Origin of the sequence: Gordonia westfalica (genome assembly GCF_900105725.1) — a bacterium.
Classification (GTDB): Bacteria; Actinomycetota; Actinomycetes; order Mycobacteriales; family Mycobacteriaceae; genus Gordonia; species Gordonia westfalica.
This window is the reverse complement of record NZ_FNLM01000034.1, coordinates 1606877-1627947: the sequence shown is the minus strand read 5'-3', so window position 1 is coordinate 1627947 and position 21071 is coordinate 1606877. Positions and strand designations below refer to the sequence as shown.

Here is a 21071-nt window from a genome sequence, read left to right as displayed (position 1 = left end):
CGAACGCCTCGGGGGACGGGTCAGCGGCGCCGTCGAACGACCAAATCGCCGACGACTGGTTCGGACGTGGAATGGATGAAGAATCACCCCTCGGTGAGGGGATCCCACAAGTTGGGTACGGGGAGGGGCGCCGGGAAGGGCGCAGCGAAGCTAGGGGGGTCGACCTGCTGGATCTCACCGCGGCTCAACGTGCCATGTGGTTCGCCGAGAACCTCGACGACGACCACTCGATCACCATCGCGCATTACCTGGACATCGTCGACGACGGACGTCCATTAGACCGAGAGCTGTTCCGCCGCGGCGTCATCGAGGGTTCGCGGGAACTCCAGACCGCCTACACCCGGATCGCCGAGGTCGACGGCACGCCGATGCAGTACATCGACGAGTCGCTGCCGTTCGACGTGGTGGAACTGGACCTGCGTGACCGGCCCGACCCGCTCGCCGCGGCCGAGGAGTGGATGCGTGCGGACCACGAGCGCCCGGTCGACCTGCTGAACGACCCGGTCGGTTTCGCCGCCTTCATCCGCGTGGCGGACGACCGTACCTACTGGTACATGCGCGGTCACCACATCGCGTTCGACGGTTATGGCGCGCTCGTCTGCCTGCACGAAGCGGTGGCGCGCTACAACGCAGCGGTCGCGGCCGAGACCCGCGTCCCACCGCGGCGGGCGACCCTTGCCGAGGTGGTCGCCGACGATGCCGCCTACCGCCAGAGCACGCGTCACGAGAAGGACCATGCGTTCTGGGCGGAACGCGCCGCCGGACTGCCCGAACGTGTGTCACTGGCCACCCATCCGGCCACCACCGGCATCCGAAACGAGACCGTGGTGGTCGCGGGGATGCTCGACGCCGACCTCGACAGCCGTCTGCGGCGCCGCGCCCGAGAGCTGGACGCTTCCGTCGCGGCGGTTCTCACCGCGGCGTTCGCCGCATTCCTGGCACGGATGTCCGGTGCCGACGACATCGTGCTGAGTCTGCCCGTCACGGCTCGCACCACCGCCCGGATCAAACAGTCGATGGGCATGGTCTCCAACATGCTGCCGTTGCGCGTCGACGGTGTGGGCGCGGCGACCTGTGCCGATGTCGTCGCCGCGGTCACCTCGGAGATCACCGCGGTTCTCCGCCATCAGCGGTACCGCTCCGAGGACATCCGTGCCGCAGCCGGATTCGGCGATGCGACCGGTACGTCCTTCGGTCCGCTGGTGAACCTCCTGCTCTTCGACAAGCCGATCGAGATCGACGGGGCCCACGTCAGCTATCACATGCTGTCCGCGGGCATGGTCGAGGACCTCGTGATGAACGTCTTCGCCGCAGGTCCCGACGCGCCGCTCGAGGTGGGTCTCCACGCCAACCCGGCCCTGTACGACCCCGAAGAGTTGCGCACCCATCGGGCGCGGCTGCTTCACGTTCTCGAGCAGTTCATCGAGGCCCCGGATCGTCCGGTGGCGGCACTGGACCTGCTCATCCCGGGTGAGCCGGCGGCGGTCGAGCGGCTCGGTGACGGCGGTCCGGCGGTCGGCGTCGCCGGCGAGCACATCCTGGCTCCCTTCGCACGACAGGTCGCCGCGACGCCGGATTCGACCGCGCTCGTCTTCAGGGACTCGCGCCTCACCTACCGCGAGATGTCGCTGGCGGTCGACGGATTCGCGCGTGTCCTCGCGGACGAGGGGGTCGTCGCGGGGGACCGGGTGATCGTCGCGCTCGATCGCTGCCTGGAACAGGTGTGCGCGATCTACGCGATCATCGGCGTCGGGGCGGTGTACGTACCCGTCGATCCGGCCGAGCCGGAGGAACGACGCCACGCCATTGCCACGATCGTCCGGCCTGCGCTCACCGTGGACGCACAGTTCCTCGCCGACCGTGGGATCGATGCGATCGACGCCGGGGCGGGTCCGGAGGACGAGGTACCACCGCGTCGCTCCCGTCCGTTGCCGCATCAGCCCGCGTACGTGATCTTCACGTCCGGCTCGACCGGTGTACCGAAGGGGGTCGAGGTCGACCACGCGGCGCTCGAGCACCGCCTCGCATGGATGCAGCGAGATCATCCGATCGGCCCCGACGATGCGGTGCTCTACAAGACCCCGGCGACCTTCGACGTGTCGGTGTGGGAGCTGTTGTGGCCCCTGCAGACCGGTGCGCAGATGGTCATCGCCGAACCGGACGGCCACCGGGACCCCGAGTACCTGCGGAGCCTCATCGACGAGGCCGCGGTCACCGTGCTGCACTTCGTCCCGTCCATGCTCGACGCCTATCTCGACGTCGTGGGTCAGACCGAGAACGGGTCGGGTACGCCGACGTCGCTGCCCGACCGGGCCCGCTGGGTCTTCACCTCCGGGGAGGCGCTGTCGGCGCAGCTGGCTCGCCGCCTCCGCCGGACCTCGTCGGCCGGCCTGGTCAACCTCTACGGTCCCACCGAGGCGGCCATCGACGTCACGTCCCATCGGGTGACTTCCGACGACACCGTCGTGCCCATCGGGCGACCGGTGGCGGGCACCGTCGTGCGCGTTCTGGATCGCCGCCTGCGGCCGGTCCCGGTCGGCGTCGCCGGTGAGCTGTGCCTGGTGGGCCCGCAGCTGGCCAACGGCTACCTCGGCGCGATGGCGCAGACCGCCTCCCGGTTCGTGGCCGACCCGTTGGGTGAGCCGGGTGCCCGGATGTACCGGACCGGCGACCTGGTGCGGTGGACGCAGAACGGAGAACTCGAGTACCTGGGTCGCAGCGACCATCAGGTGAAGATCCGCGGGCAACGGGTGGAGCTCGGCGAGGTCGAATCGGTGGTCGCGACGATGCCCGGTGTCGACGCGGTGGTCGTCGTGGCTCGGCGAGATCTCGGACCGGCGCCGGTACTCGTGGCGTACGTCCGCGGGACCTCCGGGGTCCCCGACTCGGACGCCGTCCGCGCCTTCTGCCGCCGGCGGCTGCCCGGCCACATGGTGCCGCTCGCCGTGGTGTTCCTCGACACCTTCCCGACGAACCGCTCCGGAAAGCTCGACCAGTCGGCGTTGCCCGCCCCGGACCTCACGGACAAGACCACGGAGTTCCGTGAGGCCCGGACACCGGCGGAGAAGGCGATCGTCTCGATGGTCGCCGAGGCCCTGGGCCGGGAACGGGTCAGCCTGTCGGACAATCTCTTCGCCCTCGGCGCCGACTCACTCCTCGCAGCCCGCATGGTGTCCCGTGCCCGGATCGGACACGGTCTGACGATCGCCCTGACCGACGTCTTCGACAGTGACGACCTCGCCGACCTTGCTTCTCGCGCCGTCGTTGCGGACACCGTGCCGGAACCGCCGGAGCGTCGCCTTCCACCGCGCCCGGCGCGGATTCCGTTGTCCCAGGCGCAGACCCGGCTGTGGTTCATCAACCGGATGTCACCGACCGAGTCGACCTACAACATGTCCGGCGCACTGCGGCTCACCCACGAGGTGGATCCCGAGGTGCTGCGACGGGCCGCGCTCGACGTCCTCGACCGGCACGAGATCCTGCGCACCGTGTTCCCCAGCGTCGCCGGGGAACCCGAGCAGCGGATCCTCGACACCACGACCGCCGGGGCCGTACTCGATCACGAGCCGATCCAGGTGATCGACGGCGGACTCGACACCGCTGTCTCCGCGATCACCGATGTGGGATTCGATCTGGCAGAGGAGATCCCGTTCCGCTGTCGGCTGATCACCGGGGATCGACGCGGCGACGTCGTGGTTCTGGTCCTGCACCACATCGCCGCCGACGGTCATTCGTTGCGACCGCTGCTCCGGGATCTGATGACGGCCTACGAGAGCAGGCGTGCCGGGGAGCTCCCCGAATTCACCCCGTTGCCGATGCAGTACGCCGATGTCGCCGTCGAACGCGCCGAGATCCTGGGCACCCCCGAGAACCCGTCACCGGCACTCGTCGAAGGCCTCGAGTTCTGGCGCACCGAACTACACGACGCGCCCGATCTGCTCCAGCTGCCGACCGACCGCCCGCGCCCCCGGGTGATGTCCAGTGCGGGTGACCACCTCGACGTCACCCTGGACGCGGAGCTGTCCGCCGGGCTCCGGCGCCTGGCGACCGCGCTGGCCGTCACACCGTTCGCGGTCTTCCAGTCCGCGTTGGCCCTGACCCTGGGCAGGCTCGCCGCGGTGGACGACGTGAGCATCGGCACCGCGGTTGCCGGTCGTGACGATCCCGCGGTCGGCGAACTGGTCGGCATGTTCGTCAACACCGTGGTCCTGCGCACCTCGCTGCGACCCGGCGACACGGTGCGCGAACTGGTCACCGCGGCACATCGTCGTTGTGCCCGGGCCATGAGCCACGCCGAAGTGCCCTTCGAGCGCGTCGTCGACGCCATCGCGCCGCAGCGATCACCGTCCCATTCGCCGCTGTTCCAGGTCGCCCTGTCCGTGCAGGCCGACCAACTGGCCGACCTGTCGCACTGGACGGGGTCGGCCGAGCTGCTCGACGCGCGGGTGCCGTCGGCGAAGTACGACGTCACCGTCTCGGTGACCGAGCGTCCGGACGACTACGCCGTCGAATTCGCCTACGCCACCGATCTGTTCGACGAGAGCACGGTCCGTGACATGGCGTCGCGGCTGAGCCGGGTGATCAGCCAGATGGTGTCCGGACCCGATCGTGTCCTCGCCTCGATCGACCTGCTCGAACCAGATGCGCTCCGTGCGCTCGCCGTGCCCCGCGAGGGGGCCCAGCGGGAGATGACCCTCCCGGCGCTCATCGCGCGTGGATTCGCCCTCGCCGACCCTGCCGCGGTCGCCCTGACCGGGGAGTCCGAGAGCGAGACGGGAACCCTCACCTGGGCAGAGGTGGCCACCGCGACCCATCAGGTGGCCCGCCTCCTCGCCGATCGCGGGCTGGGGCCGGGAGATGTCGTGGCCGTCAGCATTCCGCGGTCTCCCCGGATGGTGCTCACGATGCTCGGGGTCGCGATGAGCGGGGCGGCCTTCGTCGTCATCGATGCGCGGTTGCCGGTTCGGCGGCGCGCGGCGATGCTCGCCGACAGTGACGCCTCGCTGGTGATCACCGTCGACTCGGTGGTCACCGCGGATCGGGATGCCGCACCGCAACAGGGTTCCCCGCGTGTCCGAGATCTGGGTGTCGAGGAGTGGCTGCTCGACGACCTCGAGGTGGAACTGAACATCGCCGGGCGCCGCGACCATCCGGTCACCGACGCGGACCGGACCCGTCGCGTCCACGTCGACGATCTCGCGTACCTCCTGTTCACCTCCGGCTCGACGGGACGCCCGAAGGCCGCCGCGGTCACCCACGCGGGACTCGCGGAGATGGTCGCCGAACAGCAGGCCCGTCTCGGGGTGACGCCGGCATCCCGCGTACTCCAGCTCGCCGCACCGGGTTTCGACGTGGCGGTCTGGGAGATCATCCTCGCGATCTGCGCGGGTGCGAAGCTGGTGATCAGTCCGCCGGACGTGTTCGCCGGACCCGAACTCGCCGACGTAATCACCCGTCATCGGGTCACGCACGCCTGCGCCACGCCGACGGCCCTGTCGACCATCGATCCCGAGTCGATCCCGGACGTCGAGACGATGATGGTGGCGGGGGAGGAGTGCCCGCCGGAACTCGTCGCGCGGTGGGATGCCGACGGACGGCCGTTGCTGAATCTGTACGGTCCCACGGAGACCACGATCTGGGTGACCCTGTCCCCGCCGCTGCGCGTGACGGCGCCGGTGACCATCGGACGCCCGATCTCCGGCGTCGCGGCTCGAGTTCTCGACCCCGGACTGCGACCGGTGCCGCCCGGGGTCGTGGGCGAGCTCTATCTCGCCGGGCGTGCGCTCGGACGCGGCTACCACGGCCGCCCGGGATTGTCCGCGGGCAGATTCGTGGCCGACCCGTTCGGTGCCGGCACCCGGATGTACCGAACCGGTGACCTCGTCTCGTGGACAGCCGACGGCAAGCTGATCTATCACGGTCGCAACGACTTCCAGATCAAGATCCGCGGCATGCGGGTCGAGCCGGGGGAGGTCGACGCGGTTCTCGTCACTCACCCCGACGTCGAACACTCGGTGAGTGTGGGGATGTCCACGCCGGCCGGCGACACGGTCCTGGTGTCCTATGTGACCGGGGAGCCGGGGCGCAGCCCCGCGCCCGAGCAGGTCGTCGACCACGCGGTCGCCCATCTGCCGGCGCATCTCGTCCCGCACACCGTTCAGGTCCTCGAGGAGTTCCCGGTCACCCGCACCGGCAAGGTCGACCGCCGTGCGCTGCCGGCCGTGGAGATCTCACCCGCACGCGAATACGTAGCTCCCCGAAGCCGTCTCGAGGCGGCCGTGGCGCAGATCTTCGCCGACGTCCTGGGACTGCAGTCGGTGAGTGTGCACGACGGATTCTTCGAGCTGGGCGGTAGTTCGCTGTCGGCGACCAAGGTGACCTACCGGGTCGAACAACACATCGACCGGCGCGTCCCGCTGGCCCTCCTGTTCGAGAACCCGACGGTCGCGAGTTTCGTCGTGGCACTGAACACCGTCGAGTCCGGTAACGCCGGACGTGTCCTGACTCCCCGGGAGCGGCCGCACATGGTCGACCTGACGGGTGTGCAGCGCGGACTGTGGTCGCTCAACCAGATCGATCCGTCGTCGTCGGCGTACAACGTCGGGCTCACCCTCGAACTCGACGGGCCGCTCGACATCCCGGCCCTGACCGGGGCGCTCGGGGACGTCATCGCACGCCACGAGTCGCTGCGGACGCGGTACCCGCTGCACGAGGGGCACCCGGTGCAGGTCATCATTCCGGCCGTCGACGCGCTCCGTGGATTCCGCGTGGCCCTCGTCGACACCACCCCGGACCGCGTCGACGAGGAGATCGCCGGTGTCGTCGAACCCGGCTTCGACCTGACCGGCCCCAATGCGGTGCGGGCCGCGATCCTGCGACTGGCGTCCGACCGCCATCTCCTCGTGTTCGTGGTGCACCACATCAACGCCGACGGTGGATCGTTGCGGCCGTTGGCCCGTGACCTCACCACGGCCTACCGTGCCCGGATCAGCGGGCAGGCGGGCCCGTGGCCGGCGGTGGTCGGCCCGACTCGGGTGCAGTACGCCGACTACGCGATCTGGCATGCGGAGCGGTTGTCGGCCGAGGCGCCCGGGGGCCGCACCGAGGAGGAGGCTCAACTCGACTACTGGGAACGACGCCTCGGGACGGTCCGGGAGCCGGCGGTGATCCCGACGGACCGGCCGCGGCCCGCCGAACCCCGGCACCTCGGCGGCGTCGTCGACCTGAGTGTCCCGCCCGAGACCGCAACGGTCCTCAAGCATCTCGCGCGCGTGAACAACACGACGCAGTTCGTGGTGATGCATGCGGCGCTCGCCGTGCTGATCGGCCGTCTGTCGGGAACCGAGGACATCGTGATCGGGACCCCTTTCGCGGGCCGGGACGATCCCGCCCTGGCCGACATGGTCGGGATGCTCGCGACCACGGTTCCGCTCCGCACCGGTCTGCGGCTCGACGAACCGTTCGACGAGCTGTTGCGACGTGTCCGGACGGAGGACGTCACCGACCTCGCCCACGCCGACGTCGCCTTCGACCAGATCGTCGACCAGCTCAACCGCGCGGAGAAGGGGCCGGCCCGACGCGGCCGTCACAACCCGCTGTTCTCGGTCATGCTGTCGTATCAGAACCTCGACTTCCCCGAGGTGAGCCTCGACGGTCTGTCCGTCCGGTTGCGGCCGTCGGCGTCGTTCGCGGCCAAGGTCGACCTGGAGGTCATGGTGTACCCCGACGACCTCGACGGGGTGGATCGCGAAGGTGCGCTGGGTGGTCAGATCGCCTACGACACCGACCTTTTCGACCGCACCGGCGCGGAGCGGATCGCCGAGCGATACCAGAACCTGCTCATCGACATCGCCGCCCGGCCCGGGACCCCGGTGGGTGACCTGTCCATCTGGGCCGACGGGCGGTCGTCGGATGTGGAGGACGAGCAGCCGCTCCACGAGGTCGTGTCCGCGGTCGCCGCGGCGGCGCCGAACGCGGTGATCGGCATCCCCGGGGCGCCGTCGGTGACCTTCGCCGACCTCGAGGCCACCTCGGTCGCCATGGCCTTCGCCGTGCCGGACGAGGATCCGGCCGAGGCGCTCACGGTCGCGGTCACCACGCTCCTGGCCGACGCGGGGCGGACCATCGACGAGGTGTTCGCGTGTATCCGCACCGCGGCATCGGCAGCTCTGCACGGAGGTGCCGACGCGGCGACCGGTGAACCCACGAGGAACCGGGTGGAACCCGCGTGACGTCGGACACCTCGGTTTCGCGCGGCGTCGGGGCGCGCACATCCGCGGGGTCGACACATCAGCCGACCGCGCTGCGCAGGCTCACCTTCGCGGCCGCTCATGCCGCCGACGCCGAGGCGATGGTCGGTGCGGCGGGCCCGGTGACCTTCCGCGAACTGCACCGGCGGGTGACGGTCGCGGCGACCACCCTCGTCGCCCGCGGCGTCGACCCGACCCCGGCGATACGAGCGACCGTCACGGCTCTGCTGCCCCGGGCGGGAAGCACCCCGGCGCAGTTGGCGGCGGCTGCCGGTGAGGTACTCGCCGACCTCGAACGGCGGATCGACGACGTTCTCGGTTCGGGTGACGCGGAGTCCCTACCGGGGCTCTTCCGGGTGTCGGCACACCGACGCGGCGACGCCGTCGCGCTCACCGATCTGGCCGGCGCGGCGATCACCTACCGCGAACTGGACGAACGGACCGACCGCCTCGCCCGTGCGCTGGCGGCTGCCGGCGCCGGACCGGAAACCCTGGTGGGTGTGGCGATGCCGCGGTCGGCAGACCTCGTCGTCGCGCTCCTCGCGGTCCTCAAGACCGGCGCGGCCTACCTGCCGCTGGACCGTACCCATCCCATCGCGCGACTGCGAACCATCGTCGACGACGCCGCGCCGGTGCTCATCCTCGCCGACCCGGCCACGACCGCGGCCTGGACCGACATGCCCGCCCGGGTGACGACCCCCGACGATCTGACCGCGTCGGCGGAACCCGACACGATGCCGGGGCTTCCGGCTCGCGTCGGTGCCCATTCGAGCGCGTACGTCATGTACACCTCGGGGTCGACCGGCGTGCCCAAGGGCGTTGTGGTCACACACGACAACGTGATCTCCCTGATCGTCGCTCTCGACGCGCTGGTCGAGAGCACACCCGACGACGTGTGGGCGATGTTCCACTCCTATGCCTTCGACGTGTCGGTGGGGGAGATCTGGGCGGCGATGCTCGCCGGGGGACGTCTCGTCGTGCTCGATCACGCCACCACTCGTGCGCCCGACGACGTGGTCGAGGTGTTCGACCGCGAGGGCGTCACGATCGTCAACTTCACGCCGTCGTCGTTCTACCAGTTCGCCGCCGCGGTACGACCGCCGCACGGTTCCGCGCTGCCGGATTCGGTTCGGCGACTCCACTTCTCGGGCGAGCTCCTCGACTACGAACATGTGCGCAAATGGCAGGCGGACCGCGCCGCCGACGGTTCGCCGACCGGACCGGGAGCCGACGTCCCGGGGCCGCAGCTCAACAACATGTACGGACCGACGGAGACGACGGTGTACATGACGCGGCGTGAGCTGACGCGCGGATTCGTCGAGGCCGCCACGGCGTCGGACATCGGCACACCGCTCCTCGGGTCGCGAGTGCACGTCCTCGACGGCCGGCTCGCCCCGCTGCCCGACGGTGTGCCCGGCGAACTGTACGTCTCGGGTGTCCAGGTGACCCGGGGTTTCCTCCGGCGCCACGGTCTGACGGCGACGCGCTACGTCGCGAACCCGTTCGGTCCGCCGGGCAGCCGGATGTACCGGACCGGGGACGTCGGCGTCGCCCGTGACGGATCGATCGAATTCGTCGGCCGGCGGGACGGGCAGGTGAAGCTGCGTGGCTTCCGCATCGAACTCGGCGAGGTCGAATCGGCGATGTCCGCCGTCGACGGCATCGACGCGGCCGGCGCCGACATCCGAAAGCGAGGGGACACCGAACATCTCGTCGGATACCTGGTACCCACGGCCGGGAACGCACCCGACGAGCCGACCGTCCGGGCCCGGCTCGCGGCCGCGTTGCCGGAGTACATGGTGCCGACGCTGTTCGTGTGGCTCGACGCACTGCCGCTCACCGTCAACGGCAAGCTCGACCGTGCGCTCCTGCCCGAACCGGATGCCGCCGACGACCCGGGCGCCGACGAACCGCCGGCGACGCCCACCGAGGAGAGGCTGGCCGCCCTCGTCGCAGAGATTCTGGGCGAGACCGAGATCGGTGTCACCGCATCGCTGTTCGACCTGGGCGGCAACTCGCTCACCGCGACGCGCGTCGCGGCGCGGGCCGCCGAGGACTTCGGGACCACGGTGGCCGCGCGCGACCTGTTCGCGACTCCCACCGTCCGCGGACTCGCCGAGGTGATCGACCGGAGACTCGCGGACACCGCCTCGGCAGGGCCGGCAATCCCGCGGCCCCCGTTGCGTCCGGCGGACAGGACAGGCCCACTGCCGTTGTCGCCGGCGCAGCGTCGGATCTGGTTCCTGGAGACGATGAACCCGGGTGGTCCGGCCTACCTGATCCCGGCGGTGCTGCGCCTGAGTGGAGATCCGGACGCGGACGGGGTCGGCACACGGCTGGATCCCGCGGCCGTCGCCGCGGCGCTCGACGACCTCATCATCCGCCACGAGACCTTGCGGACGCGGTTCGTCGCCACCGACGGGGTGCCCGAGCAGATCATCGACGACCCCGGCACCGCCCGGCACGACATCCGGGTGGACCCGCCGATCGACATGCGCGGCGCCGGCTCGCCCGGGGTGACCGCCATTGTCGCCGACATCGTGACGCGCGGTTTCGATCTCGAGCACGAAGCACCCGTCCGGTCACGGCTGATCCGGGTCGCCGACGACGACTGGGTACTCGTGCTCGTCGTCCACCACATCATCGGTGACGGTGGATCGATGGCGCCGCTCGTGGCCGACTTCGTCGAGGCATATCAGGCGCGGCTGGCCGGTCGTGCCCCCGGATGGTCGCCGCTACCGGTCCAGTACGCCGACTACGCGGTGTGGCACCACGAGATCCTCGGGGACAGCACCGATCCCGACTCGCTCGCGGCACGTCAGCTCGCCTACTGGAAGGCGCAGCTAGCCGGCGTCCCCGAACTCACCGACCTTCCGCTGGACCGCCCACGCGCGGCGGTGCGCGACGAGGACGGCGCGGAACTCTCCGCGGTGATCGACGCCGCGACCTGGTCCCGCCTCCGCGAACTGGCCGACCGGCACGACGCGACGATGTTCATGTGCGTGCACGCGCTTCTCGCGGTCACGTTGCTGCGGTCGGGGAGCGGCTCGGATCTGGTGATCGGCACACCGGTGGAAGGTCGCGGCGATCGCCGGCTCGACGGCCTCATCGGGATGTTCGTGAACACGCTCGCGCTGCGCACCCCGCTCCGTCGCGACGCCGACTTCGCCGCGGTCCTCGCCGCGTGCCGCGAGACCGACATCGCGGCACTCGATCACACCGACCTGCCCTTCGAGACGGTCGTGGAGCAGGTGACGACCGCGCGCGGCACCGCGCACCCGCCGTTGTTCCAAGTGGCCCTCGCGTTCCAGAACATCGAGCGGCCGACCATCGAGCTCCCCGGGCTGGTCGTCTCCGAACTCGAGGCGCCGGTCACCACCGCGAAGGTCGACCTGCAGGTGACCGTCGTCGACCCGCCGGGGCGCCCACGCGACGAGGACACGTCCGTCGTGATCACTTATGCGACAGCGCTGTTCGACGCCACCACCGTCGAGGGCCTGGTGCGCCGGCTGCAGTCCGTCGCACGTGCGGTCGTCGACTCGCCGGAGACCCCGGTCGGGGACCTGCCGACCGGTGAGCCGGACGACGTCCCGGCGATCGTGAGTTCGCCGGCCCTCGCGCCGTCGCCGGTCGCGTTGCGCGGGCTGCTCGAGGACGCGATCGCCCGCCATCCGGAGGGGGTCGCCGTCACCGACGGGAAACTCGCTCTGACCTATGCCGAACTAGATGCGTCGTCGCGGCTGCTCGCCGCGGAACTCCGTTCCCGGGGCGCACGACCGGGAACGGTCGTGGCGCTGGCCGTGCCGCGTTCGCCGGTCGGCACGGTGGCCTTCTGGGCGATCGCCCGGACCGGGGCGGCGGTCGGCGTGATCGACCCGTCCCAACCCGCCGAGCGCATCCGGTACATGACCGGGACACTGGCCGCGACGCTCGGCGTCACCGGCGCGGGGTCGGGTGTCCCGGGCGTTGCCGACGCGGCGGCCGAGCCCGGCGACGGGACGACGTGGCTCGTCGTCGAGGATCTGATCGATCTGGCGGACCGGACCCGATGGGCGGCAGAATCGGTCGCTCGGGACGATCCGGCACCGGAAGCCCGGGTCGACGACACGGCCTACATCATCTTCACGTCGGGCTCGACCGGTCGGCCCAAGGGCGTCGCGGTCACGCACCGCGGGCTCGCCGACCTCGTCGCCGATGCCCGATCGCGTTTCGAGCTGAGCCCGGAGTCACGGGTACTGCGCTTCGCCGCACCGGGATTCGACGCCTCCGTGTTCGAGACCCTCGTCGCGGTGGCCTCGGCCTCGACCATGGTCGTGGTGCCGCCGGGCATCACCGGTGGACGAGAACTGGCAGCAGTCCTCACCGACGAGTCCGTGTCGCACATGACGATCACGCCGAGTGCGCTGGCCACCGTCCCCGTCGGGGCGTTCCCCGATCTGCGCGTGGTGAACGTGGCCGGCGACGCCTGCTCACCCGAACTCGTCCGCGCCTGGTCGGACGGCCGCGCGATGTACAACCTCTACGGACCGACCGAGGCCACGATCTGGTCGACCGCTTCCACCGCGATGCGCCCCGGCGCACCCGTTTCGATCGGCGGACCCATCGCGGGAGTCGGCGTGCTGGTCCTCGACGCTCGTCTGCATCCGGTGCCACCCGGCGTCGCGGGCGAGCTGTACCTCGTCGGTCCGGCGCTGGCCGCCGGCTACCTGCGCCACACCGCGCTGACCGCGGAGAGATTCGTCGCCGCGCCGTTCGGGCCGCCGGGTGAACGGATGTACCGGACCGGTGACCTGGTCCGCGGACGTCACCGAGACGGCCGATGGGAACTGGACTTCCTCGGTCGCAGCGACTTCCAGGTGAAGATCCGCGGGTTCCGGATCGAGACGGGCGAGATCGACGCCGTACTGGAAAGCCATGCGACGGTCGACTTCTCGATCACCGCCGGCATCGCTCACCCGACGTCGGGCGAAACCGTGCTGGTGTCGTGGGTGCACGGCACCGACGGCGTGGCCCTCGACGTGTCGGCGGTGAGCTCCCACGCGGCGAGGCATCTGCCCGCACACATGGTGCCGACCGCCATCGTTCCGCTCGACGAGATCCCTCTCGCGGCCACCGGGAAGCTCGACCGCGCGGCACTGCCGGCGCCCGAATTCGCCCGCGGCGTCCACGTCGAACCGCGCACCGGGACCGAACGCGCGGTCGCCGCGGTCTTCGCCGAGGTCCTCGGAATGGACGCCCCGGACGACGCCGGCGAGGGACGGGGCGTCTCCGCGCTCGACTCCTTCTTCGACCTCGGCGGTACCTCGCTGTCCGCCACGCGCGTCGTCGCCCGGCTGAGTGCGGAGTTCGGTGTCGAGCTCGGTGTGCGGGTGATCTTCGACGCCCCGACTGTCGAGGCGCTCGCGTCGTCGATCGACGCCGGCGAACTCGACAGCCGGGCAACGGGTCCCGCGCCCGGCGTGCTGATGCGGCCCGAGCCGGTCCCGCTGTCCTACGCCCAGCGGCGGATGTGGTTCCTCAACCAGTTCGACCCGGGTTCCGCCGCATACGTGATCCCCATCGTCGTACGGCTGCACGGCGAACTCGACGTGGCCGCCATGCACGGCGCGATCAACGACGTCGCCGAGCGGCACGAGGTGCTCCGTACGATCTACCCCGCCGGTTCCGATTCGGGCGACGCGGCCGAACCCGTGCAGGTCGTGCTCGAGTTCCACGCGGATCTGGTGCCGGTCGGCCACACCGTCGTCCCCGGGTCCGCGGCGCAGGACAGCGTGGTGTCCGCCGAGATCGCCGCGACGATCTCGCAACCGTTCGACGTGACGCGCGAGCTGCCCCTTCGTGCCCGGATTCTCAGTTCCCCGGTTCCCGGTTCTCCCGGTGTCACCGATGAGCACGTGCTCGTGATCGCGCTCCACCACATCGCCGCCGACGGTGAGTCGGCACCGATCCTCGCCCGCGAGGTGACCGAGGCCTACGACGCGCGCCGCGCCGACCGTGAACCACGGTGGATGCCGCTGACCTTGCAGTACGCGGATTACGCGGTGTGGCAACGTCATCGCCTCGGTGATCCGGACGACCCGGGTTCGGAGATGTCCCGTCAGCTGTCCTACTGGACCCGGCAACTCCGCGGTCTGCCGGACGTGCTGCCGTTGCCCGTGGACCGCCCGCGGACCCTCACACCCGACACACGCGCGGCGACCGTGCGATGGTCGTTGCCGGCGCCGGTGGTCGCGGGACTTCGACGACGCGCGTCCGAACAGCGCGCGACGCTGTTCATGGTCATCCACGCCGCGGTGGCCGCGGTGCTCGCACGCCTGACGTCGACCATCGAGATCGCGGTCGCGACACCTGTTGCCGGACGCGGACACCGGGCCCTCGACGAACTCATCGGCATGTTCGTCAACACCGTCGTGCTGCGCGTCGACGTCGACCCGCATCTCACCGGTGGGGCACTCCTGGATCGGGCCAGACTCGCCGCTCTGACCGCCCTCGATCACGCCGAGGTGCCGTTCGAGCGCGTCGTCGACGCCGTCGACCCGCCCCGCACCGAGAACGTCGAGCCGCTGGCACAGGTGATGATGGTGCACACGGCGGGTGCCGAGCCGGTGATGGCCGGCGTGAGGATGGGGGACCTGTCCGCCGAGTTCGTCGAGATCGACGACACCACAGTGAAGTTCGACCTCTCGATCGGTACCCGGGAGGCCGTCGACAGGTCGTTGGCCGGGGCGCTCACCTATGCCGCGGCCCTGTTCGACGCGGGCACCGCGGAGATGATCGCCGCTGCGCTCGAGACCACCCTCACGGTCCTGGCCGATGACCTCGATGTGCCGGTCGCGGACATCCCGATCCTCACCGAGCCGCAGAAACGGTCCCAGTACGAGCTGGCGACCGGCCGCACGGTCACTCTGCCGCCCGAAACGCTCGTGGACGCGGTGGTCAGCGGGACGCGGATCTCGCCGGATGCGGTCGCCCTGCGTTCCGCGGGCCGGTCGGTCACCCACCGGGAGTTCGGGGCGCGGGTGGCGGTACTCGCCCGTGAGCTGATGTCCTTCGGTGTCGGGCCGGAAGACAGCGTCGTCGTGTGCATTCCACGGTCGATCGAGCTCGTCATCGCGATCCACGCCGTCCTCGCCGCCGGCGGCCAGTACGTCCCGGTGGCAACCGACGCACCGGAGGACCGGGTGCGCTACATGATCGACACCGCGGGAGCGGGAGTCGGACTCGTCGGGCCCGGCGCGGGCGCCGGTCTCGTCACAGCCGGCGACACCTCGGCCGGCGGCCTCGTGGACCGGGTGATCGTGGTCGACGCCACCAATCCGGTGGATCTCGACACCGCATCGGTCACCGATGCCGAGCGCCGGGCGCCGCTTCTACCGGACCACGCCGCCTACACCTTGTTCACGTCCGGATCGACGGGACGCCCCAAGGGGGTGACGGTGACGCACCGCGCGGTGCTGAACCGGTTGCGCTGGGGTATCGAGGAATTCGGTATCGGTCCGGACGATACCGTCCTGCTGAAGACGCCTGCGACCTTCGACGTGTCGGTGCCGGAGCTGTTCGCGCCGCCGATGACCGGGGCACGGATGGTCATCGCGCCGGATGACGCGCATCTCGACCCGCATGCGATCGCGCGGTTGATCGACGACGAACACATCACGACGGTGCACTTCGTCCCGTCCCTGCTGGCGGTGTTCGTCGAGGTCCTCGACCACACTGCGGGCGGCGTACTGCCGAGTCTGCGGCACCTCTACTGTTCGGGTGAGGCGCTCGCACCGGCCACCCTCGGTGAGGTCCGTGCCGTCCTGCCTCGGGTACGGATCCACAACCTGTTCGGTCCCACGGAGGCTGCCGTCGAGGTCACCGCCGCGACACTCGGCGATCACCGCGAGGTGGTCCCGATGGGCCGGCCGATCTGGAACACACAGACCTTCGTCCTCGATCCGCGGCTTCGTCCCGTCCCGGCCGGTGTCGCCGGCGAGCTGTACCTCGGCGGCGTCCAACTCGCACGCGGATACACCGCACGCGCCGACCTGACCGCCGATCGCTTCGTCGCCGATCCGTTCGGACGGGGGAGCAGGCTCTACCGCACCGGCGACCTCGTCCGCCGTAACCGGTCCGGTGATCTGGAATACCTGGGGCGCAGTGACTTCCAGGTCAAACTCCGCGGCCAGCGGATCGAGCTGGGCGAGATCGAGGTGGTGCTCGCGACCGTCTCCGGAGTACGGCAGGCCGCGGTGACCCTGACTCGGGTCCCGGGCGGCGCCGAACACCTCGTCGGCTACCTCATCGGACCGGAGAGCGAAGTCAGCCTCGGCCGTGCGCGGGAGGCAGTCGCGGCGTCCTTGCCCGCCTACATGCGTCCGACGCTGTGGGTGACGCTGGCCGAGGCGCCGCTCAGCAGCGCCGGGAAGCTCGATCGGAAGGCGCTTCCCGCTCCGCAGTTCGACATGCTGACGCATGCCGACACCGATGCGGCGCCGGCGACCGACTCCGAACGGGTCGTGGCGGGGATCGTCGCCGCCGTCCTCGGCGTCGAGCGGATCCCGATGACCAGTTCGTTCTTCGCGCTCGGCGGCGATTCGATCGCGTCGATCCGACTGACGTCCATGCTGCGAGCCGCGGGCTTCACCCTCACCCCGCGCGACGTGTTCGGTGCCACCACGGTCCGCGACCTCGCTCAGCTCTCCCGGCACGAGCCCCACGCGGTCCTCGACGAACTGCCCGGCGGTGGGGTCGGTCCCGTCGCGCCGACACCCGGCACTGCCTGGATGCTCGACCTCGCCGACGATCTCGCGGACGTCGCGGACTTCTCGCAGAGCACCGTCCTGACCCTGCCGGCCGACATCGACGAACACGCACTGCGTGCGGTGATCGGCGCGGTCGTCGCGGCTCATCCGATGCTCACCGCGTCGTTGCAGATCGACGCGAACGGTGAGCCCGCCGTGATCGCCGGAGCGGGCGGTGCCGACGACATCGTGGTCGAGATCGTCGACCATTCGCGGCGGTCGAACACCGGCCCGACGCCGACGATCGACGAAGCGGTACACGCGGCCCATCGCCGCGCCCTCGAGACACTCGCACCGACGCAGGGACGTCTCGTCTCGGCCATCGGGGTGCGGGTCGGCGACGGCCGGGAGCTGGTCGGCCGGTTGGTGATCGCCATCCATCACCTCGGAGTCGATGCGGTGTCGTGGCCGACGATCGTGTCCGGTGTGGCCCGTGCCTGGTGGCAGTACCGCAACGGCGACGACCCGCACATCACCACTCGCGGGACGTCGTTCCGCAGGTGGGCGGACGTGCTGTCCGACCTCGCCGACCGCGACGACGAGATCGACTGGTGGCGAGACCAGCTGCCGGAGGGGACCGCACCCGTACTCGACCCGGTCCGTGATCGATTGCGGACCACCGTCTCCGCGGCCCACATCGTGGACACCGACCGCACCGAGACCGTGCTGGGTCGCGTGGCCGATGCGTTCGGCGCCCGCACCGACACCGTGCTCGCCGCGGCCCTCGCCTACGCCCTCACCACCACGACGGCCGCGGGCCGGCTCGGATACGACGCCCCCTCGGTGTCGATGCTCCTGGAGAACCACGGCCGCGAGGAGTCCGTGGCCCCGGGCGCCGACCTGAGCGAGACCGTCGGCTGGTTCACCTCGTTCGTGCCGGTCAGCGTCGACATCCCCAGCCACGGGGCATCACCCGGACACGACCTGGCGACGGTCCTCAAGTCCCTCAAGGACCGGCAGAAACGCATGCCGGACAACGGTATGGCCTTCGGTGCCCTCCGCTGGTTGCGCGCCGGGTCGCCTCTGCGCGACCGCCCGCTGCCGCCGGTGACCGTCAACTACCTCGGAACGTTGGCCGGCACGGACGACGACGTGACCACGGCTTCGACGGAGTTCCTCCCGGCCGGCGACGCACCGGTCCTCGCGCCGTCGGTGCGCGGGGACATGACCGCACTCGCTGCGCTCACCGCGACCATGGGGACGGTGACGTCTCCGCAGGGGCGGCGGCTGCGACTGGACCTCACCGCGCCCGAGGCGGTCCTCGGTCGCGACGACCTCGATGACCTGGCCGCCCGATGGGATGCGGCGTTGTCCTCGCTCGTCGCGTACGTGGGGTCCGTCGGTGACCCCGGACCGAGTGAGACCGACATCATCGGCGGTGGCCTCACCCAGACCGAGATCGACGATCTCGTCGGCCGGTACTCCGTCGGACGGTCGCGCACCGCGCCGGCGATCTGGCCGCCGACCCCGCTGCAGCAGGGGCTGTTCTACGAGGCCGAGCGTCTCGCCGCGTCACAGGCCGACGAATCGTCGTTCTCCACCGATCCCTATGTCACACAGTCGATCATCGAGTTCGCCGGACACCACTCGCCGACGGCGCTGCTGCCGGCGATCCGCGAACTACTGGCCCGGCAACGGGTGCTGCGGTCGGCGTTCGGCCGGACCGCGTCCGGACGCCCGGTGGTGGTGATCCCGCCGCCGGATCATCCCGTGGTGACCGACCCCGACTTCCGGGGCGTCGACCTGACGAACGAAGACTTCGCGGTGGCGGCGGCACGCATCGTCGAACTCGCCGAGGACGATCGCACCAGGCCGTTCCACCTCGACTCGCCGCCGCTGATCCGGTTCACCGCCGTCTCGCACAGCGGCGTCACCGGTCCCGCGCACACCGTGGTGATCACCGCCCACCACATCATCCTCGACGGGTGGTCGGGGCCGATCCTCGTCGCCGATCTTCTCGCCGCGCATCTCGGACGTCCCCCGGTCACGCCGTCTGCCGACATGGAGTCCTACCTCGAATGGCTCGACCGTCGCGACCGGGCCGCCGCCCTCACCGCCTGGCTCGACGTCCTCGACGGTGCCACGCCGACACTCGTCGCACCCCACCACGCCGCCCGCGCCCGCCAGGAAGAGCGCCGCCCGTATGAGATCGACGCGCGTCTGGATGCGGCCACACGCGCCCGGGTCGAGGAGCGCGTCCGCCAACTGGGCAGCACGATGAGCACGGCGCTCCACGCAGCGTGGTCGATTCTGTTGTCGCGCCTGACCGGCGAACAACGCGTCGTCTTCGGTGAGACGGTGTCGGGCAGGCCGGCCGATCTCGACGACGCCGACGCGATGATCGGTCTGTTCATCAACACGGTCCCGGTCGTCGCGGATGTCGACCCGGACCGGACGATCGCCGACCTCGTCACCGCACTCCACGAGTCCCGCACCGGACTGGTGGACCACCAGTTCCTCGGCCTGGGCGAGATCACCCGCGCCGCCGGACATCCCGCGCTGTTCGACACCCTGGTCGTCTACGAGTCCTATCCCGTCGACACCGGGACGGTGCTCGAGGGATCGCGCACCTCGGGACTCGAGATCCGTGACGTCACCACGTCCGATGCGACCCACTATCCGCTGGCGCTCATCGCGGCCCCGGACCCCGACGGGTTGTCGCTGACCGTGAAGGCGGATCTGGCGGCCGTCGACGCCGAGGTCGCCGAGGTGATCGCGTCGTGCCTGGTCGATCTCCTCGAGGCACTCGCCGACGATCCCGCCACGTCGGTCGCCGCGCTCGACCCGATGCCCGTGGAGATGCGCGGCACGGTCGAGACGTGGTCGCGTGGTGCGGTGGTGGGGTTGGGGTGGGGTGGTCGTTCGGTGGGTTCGGTGGTGGCTGAGCGGGTGGGGTTGTCGGGGTCGCAGGTGGCGGTGTGGTGTGGGGATCGGGTGGTGTCGTATGGGGAGTTCGGTGGGTTGGTGGCGGGGGTTGCGCGGGGGTTGTTGGGTTTGGGGGTGGGGGTGGATTCGGCTGTGGGTGTGGTGATGTCGCGGTCGTTGGAGTTGTTGGTGGCGGTGCATGCGGTGGTGGTTGTGGGTGGTCGTTATGTGCCGGTGGAGGTGGATGCGCCGGTTGAGCGGGTGGGGTACATGTTGTCGACGGCGGGTGTGGGTGTGGTGTTGACGCGTGTGGGGGAGGGGGTGGTGGTTCCTGCTGGGGTGGAGCGGGTGGTGGTGGATTGTGGTGTGGGGTCTGGTGTTTCGGCTGATGTGGGTGCTGTGGAGTTGGGTGGGGTGGTGGATGAGGTGGGGGTGTTGTCGCCGTTGGTGGGTGTGTACACGTTGTTCACGTCGGGGTCGACGGGTCGGCCGAAGGGTGTGACGGTGTCGCAGGGGGCGGTGGTGAATCGGTTGGGGTGGATGCAGTCGTTGTTCCCGATTGCTGGTGATGATGTGGTGTTGTGGAAGACGCCGGTGTCGTTTGATGTGTCGGTGTGGGAGTTGTTCTGGCCGTTGATGGTTGGTGCTTCGGTGGTGGTGGCGGAGCCGGGTGGTCATCGGGATCCGTGGTATGTGGCGTCGGTGGTGGAGCGGTTCGGGGTGTCGGTGTGCCATTTTGTGCCGTCGATGTTGTCGGTGTTTGTGGATGCGCTGGGTGGTTCGGGTGGGGGTGGTTCTGTTGGTGGTGGGTTGGGGTCGTTGCGGCAGGTGTTTTGTTCGGGTGAGGCGTTGGGTGTGGCGGGTGTGGAGGGGTTGCGGGGGTTGGTGCCGGGTGTGCGGGTGGTGAATTTGTATGGGCCGACTGAGGCGGCGGTGGATGTGACGTGGTATGTGGTCTCGGGTGGTGAGGTGGTGGTGCCGATTGGTCGTGCGGTGCCGAATGTGTCGGTGTGGGTGTTGGATTCGCGGTTGCGGCCGGTGCCGGTGGGTGTGGTGGGTGAGTTGTATCTGGGTGGGGTGCAGGTGGCTCGGGGTATGCGTCGCGGGTGGGGTTGACCGCGGAGCGGTTTGTGGCGGATCCGTTTGGTGGGCCGGGGTCGCGGTTGTATCG

Annotated in this window: 2 protein-coding genes; both read left to right on the top strand. The window is 70.2% G+C overall.

Annotated elements, in window-relative coordinates; translation table 11 throughout:
• The first annotated feature begins 194 nt into the window (after positions 1-194).
• Complete coding sequence (locus BLU62_RS12790; RefSeq protein WP_244278158.1) at positions 195-8231, top strand: amino acid adenylation domain-containing protein; 8037 nt, start codon at positions 195-197, stop codon at positions 8229-8231.
• The gene (locus BLU62_RS31610; protein WP_084811792.1) at positions 8228-21016 is read left to right on the top strand and encodes a non-ribosomal peptide synthetase; all 12789 of its coding nucleotides are present in this window, start codon (positions 8228-8230) and stop codon (positions 21014-21016) included. The genes BLU62_RS12790 and BLU62_RS31610 overlap by 4 nt, the downstream gene beginning before the upstream one ends.
• Positions 21017-21071: the final 55 nt, after the last annotated feature.

Bases quoted from the DNA above. Each gene is read 5' to 3' on its own strand.
- BLU62_RS12790 (WP_244278158.1), top strand. From the start codon at position 195: ATGTGGTTCGCCGAGAACCTCGACGACGACCACTCGATCACCATCGCG.